The 9,187-nt window shown below is 67.0% G+C and carries 9 protein-coding genes and 1 pseudogene; 7 read left to right on the top strand and 3 right to left on the bottom strand.

Annotation, left to right across the window (positions count from 1 at the left end; translation table 11 throughout):
- The 3 genes and pseudogenes from NDI56_RS14635 to NDI56_RS14625 all read left to right on the top strand — a co-directional run.
- Nucleotides 1-575 (top strand): annotated as a pseudogene (locus NDI56_RS14635) (hypothetical protein); the annotation flags it as partial.
- A 38-nt stretch (nucleotides 576-613) separates the two neighbouring features.
- The gene (locus NDI56_RS14630) at nucleotides 614-1,192 is read left to right on the top strand and encodes a hypothetical protein (protein ID WP_310920348.1); all 579 of its coding nucleotides are present in this window, start codon (nucleotides 614-616) and stop codon (nucleotides 1,190-1,192) included.
- Between the two features lie 125 nt (nucleotides 1,193-1,317).
- Complete coding sequence (locus tag NDI56_RS14625; protein ID WP_310920685.1) at nucleotides 1,318-2,079, top strand: class I SAM-dependent methyltransferase; 762 nt, start codon at nucleotides 1,318-1,320, stop codon at nucleotides 2,077-2,079.
- Between the two features lie 150 nt (nucleotides 2,080-2,229).
- Here NDI56_RS14625 and NDI56_RS14620 read toward each other — a convergent pair whose 3' ends face one another.
- Entirely contained in the window at nucleotides 2,230-2,928 is a 699-nt protein-coding gene (locus NDI56_RS14620; protein ID WP_417936027.1) for a DUF7095 family protein, read from the bottom strand.
- 262 nt (nucleotides 2,929-3,190) lie between these two features.
- Between NDI56_RS14620 and NDI56_RS14615 the strand changes: the two genes are divergently transcribed.
- From NDI56_RS14615 to ncsA, 4 genes are all read left to right on the top strand, one after another.
- Nucleotides 3,191-3,883: an alpha/beta fold hydrolase gene (locus tag NDI56_RS14615; RefSeq protein ID WP_310920345.1), complete on the top strand. Its 693-nt coding sequence runs from the start codon at nucleotides 3,191-3,193 to the stop codon at nucleotides 3,881-3,883.
- Between the two features lie 73 nt (nucleotides 3,884-3,956).
- On the top strand, nucleotides 3,957-5,780 hold the full coding sequence (locus tag NDI56_RS14610) for a bacterio-opsin activator domain-containing protein (protein WP_310920344.1): 1,824 nt from the start codon (nucleotides 3,957-3,959) through the stop codon (nucleotides 5,778-5,780).
- 64 nt (nucleotides 5,781-5,844) lie between these two features.
- On the top strand, nucleotides 5,845-6,465 hold the full coding sequence (locus tag NDI56_RS14605; protein ID WP_310920343.1) for a DUF7344 domain-containing protein: 621 nt from the start codon (nucleotides 5,845-5,847) through the stop codon (nucleotides 6,463-6,465).
- Between the two features lie 49 nt (nucleotides 6,466-6,514).
- A complete protein-coding gene (gene ncsA, locus NDI56_RS14600; protein ID WP_310920342.1) occupies nucleotides 6,515-7,507 on the top strand; it encodes a tRNA 2-thiolation protein NcsA in 993 nt (330 codons plus the stop codon).
- A gap of 146 nt (nucleotides 7,508-7,653) precedes the next feature.
- Here ncsA and ftsZ read toward each other — a convergent pair whose 3' ends face one another.
- Entirely contained in the window at nucleotides 7,654-8,865 is a 1,212-nt protein-coding gene (gene ftsZ / locus NDI56_RS14595; protein ID WP_310920341.1) for a cell division protein FtsZ, read from the bottom strand.
- A gap of 2 nt (nucleotides 8,866-8,867) precedes the next feature.
- Nucleotides 8,868-9,050 (bottom strand): ribbon-helix-helix domain-containing protein, encoded by a 183-nt coding sequence (locus NDI56_RS14590; RefSeq protein ID WP_310920340.1) that lies wholly within the window; start codon nucleotides 9,048-9,050, stop codon nucleotides 8,868-8,870.
- Nucleotides 9,051-9,187 lie beyond the last annotated feature (137 nt).

Raw genomic sequence — 9,187 nt, 5'->3', positions numbered from 1 at the left:
GCGGTGGCGGAGACGACGGCGGTAGTAGTGGCGGAGGCAACACCGGCGGCGGTGCCAGCCCCGGCGACGAGGGTAACGAGACGAACGCTACCGACGAGCGTGACGGGCCGCTCGAAGCGAGCGAGAACGTCACCGTCTCCGTCGACGAGACGACGCCGACAACCGGAGAGACGGTGAACGTGACGGTCAACGTCAGCGAGACGACGCCAGCGAACGGTTCGATGGCGGTCGTCTGGACCGCCGACAACCGGACCATCGACCGAACCGCGGTCGAGATGGGTTCGAACAGCTCGGTCACCCTCTCGCGGTCGTTCACCAGTCCGGGGGAGTATCAGGTCACCTTCGCTAACCGGACGTCCACGACCGTCTCTGTCGACCGTGCGACCCTCAGCCCGGCCGCACAATCGACCCCGCAGGCAGGGACCGATTCGCCGACGGCGACGCCCTCGACTGCGACGGCGACAGAAACTGCGAGGGCTGCCAACGCCACGGCGACGACTGGCGGGAGCGGTCCCGGGTTCGGCGTCGTCGGCGCCCTCGTGGCCGTCCTGCTCGTGTTCTGGCGTCGGCGCTGACCGGGCTGTTTTTGAGACACACGACAGACATGACCTCTATGACACCCTCCCGACGGCGGTTCCTCGTCGCTGCAGCCGGGTCGCTGGCTCTCGGCGCCGGCTGTCTCGAATCCGGGCAGTCGACGGCCGACGGAACCCCGACCGACACCGGCAGACAGACGCCGACAGACAGACAGGCCGAGTCGACCCCCACCGACCCCGCGGTCACCGTGACCCGGACCCGGACCAGCACCTGGTCGCCGCGGTCGTGGGAACGGACCCTGACCGTCTCGACGGCCGAGGGTCGCGTGACCGAGACGCTCGACTGCGGCGAGACCACGGCGATCGACTCGGCGTCGCTGTCTGACTCGGAACTCGAACCGTTCCGGGAGCTGGCGGGCGACGACGCGGTCGGCGCGCTGGAACCGACCTACTCGTGTGCGGACAGCTGTCCGACCGACGTGCCGCCGACGACCGTCACCATCTCCACGCCGGCGGACGACCGGACCGTCACGGTCGACGCCGGCGCGGAGCCCCCGGCACTGCTGGCCCGGGTCATGGCGGCGCTGGAGGCGGCGAGCGAGCAGGTCTCGACGGGCGCGTGTGCCCCGCCCGAACCGACGACCGAGACCGGGTGAGCGTGGACCGCTTCGCTGGCTCGCGGTCCGGAGTCGCCGGGACCGCGAACTATTTGGGGCCGAGCCGAGTTTCCCCTGGCGTGCGACGCTTCTCCGCCGACTACCTCGACACCACCCGAACGGGGATGTGGGCCGACTCCCGCGACTCGCTCGCGGACCTCGAACTGGAAGCCTGCGAGCGGGTCCTCGATGTCGGCTGTGGCACCGGCGAACTGACCCGCGTGCTCCGCGAGGAGAGCGACGCCGAGGTGGTCGCGCTCGACGCCGACGCCGGCCTCCTCGACTCGGTGCCGGGCCCGACCGTCAGGGGCGACGCGACGCGGCTCCCATTCGCCGATGACAGCTTCGACCTCGTGGTGTGTCAGGCGCTGCTCATCAACCTCCCCGACCCCGAACTCGCCGTCCGGGAGTTCGCCCGCGTGGCGGGCGAGCGGGTGGCGGCCGTCGAGCCCAACAACGGGGCCGTCACCGTCGAGTCCACCGTCGACAGCGAACCGCGGCTGGCCCGTCGGGCGCGCCGGTTCTTCCTCGACGGCGTCGAGACGGACGTGGAACTCGGCGCCGATGCCGCCGACGTGTTCGAGGCGGCGGGTCTGGACGTGGTCTCGACCCGGCGCTACGACCAGGAGCTGACCGTTACACCGCCGTACGGGGCGGCCGAAGTGCGAGCCGCTCGCCGGAAGGCCACCGGCGAGGGGCTGGCGACCGACCGTGCGACCATCCTCGGCGGCGAGGCCACGCCCGAGGAGTACGACGCCCTTCGTGAACAGTGGCGCGAGATGGGCCGTGACGTGGTCTCGCAGATGCAGTCCGACGACTACGAGCGCCGCGAGACGGTCCCCTTCTTCGTCACCGTCGGCCGAGTCTCCAGTAGACCTCGAAAATAAGGGCACGCCCGACCGTACGACAGCGGTGCGGTCGGTGTCGGAAATCGTCACGACGCTCTCGTCCGCGGCGACGTTCACAGCGCTCGTCGGTGGCGACGGTCGGGCTGACCACGCCGGCCGACAGTTCGTCGGGCCGCCCCCGGGTGTCTCCTACACCACGTCCCCACGCACCGTCGCGCCCTCCTGTCGGTCGCGGTAGGCCCGAACGGCGTCGGCGGCCTCCTCGGCTTCCTCGGCGTCCATCCCCAGCATCTCCAGGGCCCCCGACAGCGTCGGCAGGACGAACTCGCCCTTCCGGAGCTTCTCGAAGGCTTCCTCGGAGCGGTGTCCACCGCTGGACCCGTCCGACGACGCTCGCCTCCCTTCGCTCGGCTCACCGTCCACCCACAGACAGGCCCCGCGCGGGTCGAGAATCTGTTCGTAGTCCCCGCGGGCCATCGCGCCCTTGAGCCGCTGGGTGACGTTGTCGTCGAAGGAGGCGTTACACACTTCGAGGTGGATCGGTTCGTCCGTGTCGTCGGGCAGCAGGTGGGCGGCGAGACATCTCTCCGGCGCCGCGTGGCCGTTCGCGTTGGCCCGGAGATAGTCGGGGTACTCGTCGGCCCACTCGGCGCGCACCGTCTTGCCGACGCCGTCGACGCCGTGACTGCGCCGGAACTCCTCGCTTCGCTCCGGGGCGTCTTTGAACAGGATGTCCTTGGTGACGTAGACGTCCAGCCGCTCGATCGGGTCGAGCCCCAGCGCCACGTCGCCGTACACCCACACCTCCCGCACGGGGACCGGCATCGTCTCCGATTCGACGCGGTCGACGAGTTCCTCGACGCGTTCGACGGCGGCCGCGCGGTCCATACTCATTGCCGGCGGTAGTCGGTCCGCGGGCAAAACACTGACTCTCCGACCCGACAGCTGGTACCACACACCACGCCGGCAGTGCGCTTTTGCCGCCGTCGGAACCGGGCGCTGGTGTGGACGATGTCGGTCGACCTCGACTGGGTCCGGCGGAAGGACGGCGCTGTCAGTCGGGACCGCTGGTCGAACACGACCCACACGGCGCGTGGCTCGACTGGCGCGGGTAGCCGGTTTTTTAGCCCCTACCGGCGAAGCCAGGGGCATGCAGATCCGGATTTTCGACGACGGCGACGCCGACAGGGACTGCCTGTTCGTTCTCGGCTGGGGAAACCGTTGTCGCCACGAGAACGTGCAGTGGTTCGTCGACCGACTCGCCACGCGTTTTCGCGTCCACGTCGCGGAGCTACCGACACACATCAGCGACGTCCGGACCGAGTGGGTCGACCCGCTCGTGGACTACGCGACGGACCTCGAAAGCGTCGCCCTGCTCTCTCACAGCGCCGGCGGGCTGACGGCCGCCCACATGGACCTCGACAGTATCGAACAGCGCGTCTATCTCTCGCCGTGGTGGGGGAGCGACTTCGGCCCCCTCTTCGGGCTCGTTAGGGCGCTCCCGATTTCGAGGCCGTTCCTCCCGGTCGGGAACCTCGAAGGGGCCGCGCTGGGGGAACTCGCCACCGAGGCCCAGCTCGCCGACGGTCCGGACAGCTCCTCGCCCGCCTTCCTCCGGGCCGTCGACCGCGCACAGCAACGCCTCCCACCGGCCCGCGACGACGCGGTCGCCTTCTGTACGCTCACCGACGCGATTGTCGACCCCCGGGCGGTCGGCCATCGGCTTCCGGCCGACCGCATCCGCCTGTACGACGGCGGTCACGAACTGTTCTCCTCGACGGCCAGAGACGACCTCACCGAGACCGTCCTCGACGCGCTGGAGCGCGGTCCCACAGCGCTCTGAGTCGGGGCTCCGTGCGGCTACAGACTGGTTCCGTCGGCGGAACCGTTATGTCCTACAGTCTCCTTGACAGAATATGGAGGACCGTTCGGTTCTCGACGACATCTACGCCGAGACCCTCGAAGTGTTCACCGAAAGCGACGAGCCGGCGGCCCCGCGGTCGACCCCCGAAGTCGCCGCAGAGCTCGACTGCGGTCGCCGCGCCACGCACAAACGCTTACAGCAACTCGCGGACCGGGGCGAGCTCGAGACGAAGAAGGTCGGCGCGGGGGCCCGCGTCTGGTGGCGGCCCGCCGGGACCGACTCACGCGACCGCCGCCGGCTCAGGGAGCTCTTGACCAACGCCGAGCGCCTCGGTGACGTCGGTGCGTGGGAGTACGACATCGACAGCGCGGAGCTGTTCTGGACCGACGGTACCCGTCGGATACACGGGGTCGACAGCGAGTACGAACCGACGCTCGAAGCGGCGCTGGACTTCTTCCATTCCGAGGACCGACCCGAGATAAAACGGCTCTTCGAGCGCTGCGTCGAGTCGGGCACGCCGTACAACGCGGAGGTTCGCCTGCACACCAGCACGGGCGAGGAACGCTGGGTCCGTGTCTCCGGGGAGGCCATCACGGACCGTGGTAAATCAAAGGTACGCGGGTATCTTCAGGACATCACGCCCCAGAAGAAACACGAGCGAGTTCTCGAAACGCAGCGAGCGAATCTGGAGGTGCTCAACAGCCTCAACACCGTCGTCAGACAGCTCACCGACGCGGTCCTCGACCAGTCGACGCGCGCCGAAATCGAGGAGACGACGTGTGAACAGCTGAGCGAGTCGGACGCCTACCGGTTCGCGTGGATCGCCTCGATAGACCCGGTCACACTCGAGTTCGTTCCGCGGGCCGAACGCGGTGTCGAGGGGTATATCGAGACGACAGAACTCACGGCGAACCCGACCGAGCCGGGTGGGCAGGGGCCGGCCGGCCGCGCGGTCAGAACGCAGAAGATGCAGTTCTGTCGGGACGTGTATTCGGACCCGGAGTTCGAGAAGTGGCTCCACCTTTCCGAGCGTTTCAGCTACAGCTCGATGGCGAACATCCCTATCATCTACGAGGAAACACTGTACGGAGTACTCGGTATCTACTCCCAGCGAGTCGGCGGCTTCGCGGCGCCCGAGCGCGAGGTTCTCGAGGGCATCGGCGAAATCGTCGGCCACGCCATCGCCTCGGTCGAACGGAAGCAGGCGCTCCTCTCCGACGAGGTCGTCGAACTGTCCTTCCGCATCAGTCACACCGACTCCCAAATCGGTATTCCGTCGGAGTTCGAGGCCTCCTTCGAGTTCGATAGCACGCTGTCGCTGGGTCGACGGGAGTTTCTGGTGTACTGTACGGCCACCGGCATGGACCAGACGGGTATCGAACAGCTCCTCGACGACGGCGAGTTCCGCTATATCGACGACATAACCGTTCTCGGCGAGACCAGCGACGGGATCGGGCTGGAGGTCCGGATGGTCGACCCGCCGGTCCTCTCTGCCGTCGCGAACAACGGCGGCTACGTCTCGAACGTGACTATCACCGGCGCCGCGACCACGATGACTGTCCACATCGCGGCCGACCAGGACGTGTCCGCGGCCATCGACCGCATCACCAGCGTCGAACCCGAGATGGAGATGCTCCGTCGACGGCAGACGAGGCGGCCCGACCCCTCGCTCGACCGGCTACTGCAGACACTCCCGGAAACGCTGACAGACCGTCAGCAGGCGACCCTTGACGCGGCGTACTTCATGGGCTACTTCGACTGGCCGCGACAGAGCTCCGGCCCCGAGGTGGCCGAGACCCTCGGCGTGAGCTCCTCGACGTTCCACCAGCACCTCCGGAAGGCCGAGCGGAAAGTACTCGACGCTGTCTTCAGATAGTCCTGTCCGCTAGTCACATATTTCCGGCATGAGACGTATGCCGTGGCCAGACATACCGCTACCAATGAAAATCGCACAGAGCGGGTGCCCGTCCCCTGACCGTCACCAGCTGTCGTCGCTTCTGGCCGACCGGCGTACGAGGCGAATTCTCGACGCCCTCGAGACCGGTCCGGCAACGGCCCGCGACCTCGCCGTCGCCCTCGCGGCGGACGACCTCGACTGTGCACGCTCGGCTGTCTCGGCCGACGACCGCGAACAGTACCGTCGGACGCTCGAATACAACTACCTGTCGCGGCTGACCGACGCGGGTCTCCTCGAACAGGCCCCGGACGGGCTCATCAGACGCGACCCGACAGCCCTCGACAGCTACGAGATTCAGTTCCCCGCGCTCGACGAACCGGACCACCCCGCGTGGCCGGCCGCGGCAGCGGTGGTCGGTCGCGCGTACCGGTATCCGCTGTTGTCGCTGGTCGCCGACGAAGGCGATGTCTCGCTCCCGTGCCTCGCCGACAGGCTCTTACAGACCCCGTCGCACGCGGTCGCCGAGGCCATGACGAACCAGCGAGCGCTCGCGGTCGCCCTCCATCACGTCGACCTCCCGAAACTGGCGGCGGTCGACCTTCTGACCTACGACACCGAGACACGGACGGTGGCGGCGACCCCGGAGACCGAGACGGTACTGTAGGTCGCCCCGAGACGAAACCCTCAGGACGACGCGGACGAACACTGCGGTAATGGAGTGTGACAAGTGCGGGTCGGACGCGGTGCTACACGCGGCGTATTCGGGGCTCTATCTCTGTGAGCATCATCTCTGCCGGGCCGTCGAGAAACGCCTCCGGCGACGGGTTCGCGAGGACGGCCTCGTCCCTGACGACGCGACGCCGGAAAACCCGGAGACGTGGGTCATCGGGCTTTCGGGCGGGAAAGACAGCGTCGTCCTCACCTCGATTCTGCACGATGTCTTCGAGCGGGACCCCCGAATCGAGCTGGTCGCGCTCTCGATTCACGAGGGCATCGAGGGGTACCGCGACAAGAGTCTCGAAGCCTGTGAGGAGCTGACCGCAGCGCTCGACATCCGCCACGAAGTCGTCTCCTACGACGAGGAGTTCGGCGTCCAGATGGACGACGTCGTCGAGGACGACCCCGAGGGGATGGCAGCCTGTGCCTACTGTGGCGTGTTCCGTCGCGACGTACTCTCGCGGTACGCCGAGAAACTGGACGCGGACAAGCTGCTGACCGGACACAACCTAGACGACGAGGCCCAGACGGCGCTGATGAACTTCTTCGAGGGCGACGTGGACCAGATCGCCAAGCACTTCGACGCCTCGCTCGGCCCCTTCGAGGGCGGTGACGCACCCACGGACCGGACCCGCGAGACGCAGGACCACCACGTCCCGCGAGCGAAGCCCCTGCGGGACGTGCCCGAGAAGGAGATCGCTCTGTACGCCCGCTTTCAGGACCTCCCGGCCCACATCACCGAGTGCCCCCACGCCTCGGAGGCCTACCGCGGTGAGATTCAGGAGCTCATGCTCGGTATGGAGGAGAACCACCCCGGAACGCGCCACTCGATTATGGCGGGCTACGAGAAACTCGCCGCGCTGGCCGCCGACGCTTTCGGTGGTGAAGACAGCGACACCGACTTCGGCGAGTGCGACAACTGCGGCGCGCCCACCGCGCGGGACAGCTGCCGGAAGTGCAGTCTGCTCGAAGCGCTCGAAGCGATCTGAATCGAACCCTCTACAGTCGGTGCTGTGGCGGAGTCGCCCCGGCAGCCCTTTCCGAGCCGTGACGTACGTGGTCGGCTGAGTTCGTATCGCTGTTCTCGAAAAAGAGGGGTCTCTCCACTGCGAAAAACGGAGAACGAGGTCGAACGTTACTCGCTGGTCCGGACGACGTCGAGTCCGTTGTTCTTCTCTTTCGGACTGCGCCCGCCGTCGGTCTCGCCGTAGCCGGCACTGTTGCCGCCGGCGGAGCCGGCGTTCTCGAAGTTCTCCGAGGCGTCGAAGGAGGTGTCGTCGCCGACGTCTTCGATGGCCTCGCGGGACTTGTTGGCCTGCTTCTGGGTGGACGGGCCAAGCACCTGTGCGGACTGGACGCCGGTCATGATGGCCATGACGCGGACCTTGCCCTTGTACTCCTCTTGGATGCGGGCGCCCCAGATGACGTTCGCCGAGGCCTCCAGTCGCTCGGTGATGTTCTGAGCGATGCCCTCGGCCTCCTTCAGCGTGAGATCCGGGCCGCCGGTGATGTGGACGAGCCCACCGCTCGCGCCGCGGTAGTCCACGTCCAGCAGCGGGTGGTTCATCGCGTCCTTGACCACTTCCTCGGTCTTGTTCTTGTCCTGTGTCTCGCCCACGAGCATCACCGCGACGCCGCCCTGATTCATGATGGATGTCATGTCGGCGTAGTCGAGGTTGATGAGGCTCGGCTGGGTGATGGTCTCCGAGATGCCCTTGACCGTCTCCGCGATGATCTGGTCCATCACCGAGAAGGCCTTGCCGATGGGCAGGTTCGGGACGTAGTCGAGCAGGCGGTTGTTGTCGAGCACGATGATGGAGTCGGCTTCGTTGCGAAGCTTCTCCAGCCCTTCCTCGGCTTTCACCGTGCGGGCGCGCTCGACGTTGAACGGCGTCGACACCATGCCAACGACGATGGCGCCCTGCTCTTTGGCGATCTTCGAGACGACCGGTGCGGCACCGGTCCCGGTTCCGCCACCCATACCCGCGGTGACGAACACCAGGTCCGCGTCGCCGAGTACCTCCTTGATAGTCCCCTGTGCCATCTCGGTGGCGCGCTCGCCCATCGAGGGGTCGCCGCCGGCGCCCAGGCCGTTGGTCAGGGACTTGCCGACCAGTATCTTCGTGTCGGCTTCGATCATCTTGAGGTGCTGTTTGTCCGTGTTGATGGCCACGGTGTCGGCGCCCTCGACGCCGATGTTGTAGAGCCGGTTGACGGTGTTGTTGCCGGCGCCACCGCAGCCGACGATGACGATGCGGGGGTCACCGAAGCCGTCGACGTCCTCGTCGGACAGCTTCTTCGACTCCTGCTCGTCGCGTTCGAGGGCCTCGTTGACGATATCCTGCATCGTTACACCCTCGCCCAGGTCCGCTTCTTGTTCTCGGAGGCACGTTCCGAGCCCTCTTGCTCGGACAGCATCTCCCGGACGGCCGACCGGATCGCCTCGCTCCGGTTGGGGTACTCCCCCGTTTCGACCATCTGTTCGACCTCTTCTATCTGCTGCTTCGGAATCCGTAGTGTCACACGCTCCATGGTTATTTCCCTTTGGGTAAGACGATCCAAACGGGCCGTGTTTACGGCCCGCCTGACTGTTATACACAGCGAAATCGCCGGACGGCGACTGGTACGCCGTCGGGACCCCAGCTGTGTAAGACGACCGTCTTACGCAC

It is taken from the genome of Halomicroarcula saliterrae, assembly GCF_031624395.1.
Classification (GTDB): domain Archaea; phylum Halobacteriota; class Halobacteria; order Halobacteriales; family Haloarculaceae; genus Haloarcula; species Haloarcula saliterrae.
This window is presented reverse-complemented; position numbering and strand designations above follow the sequence as displayed.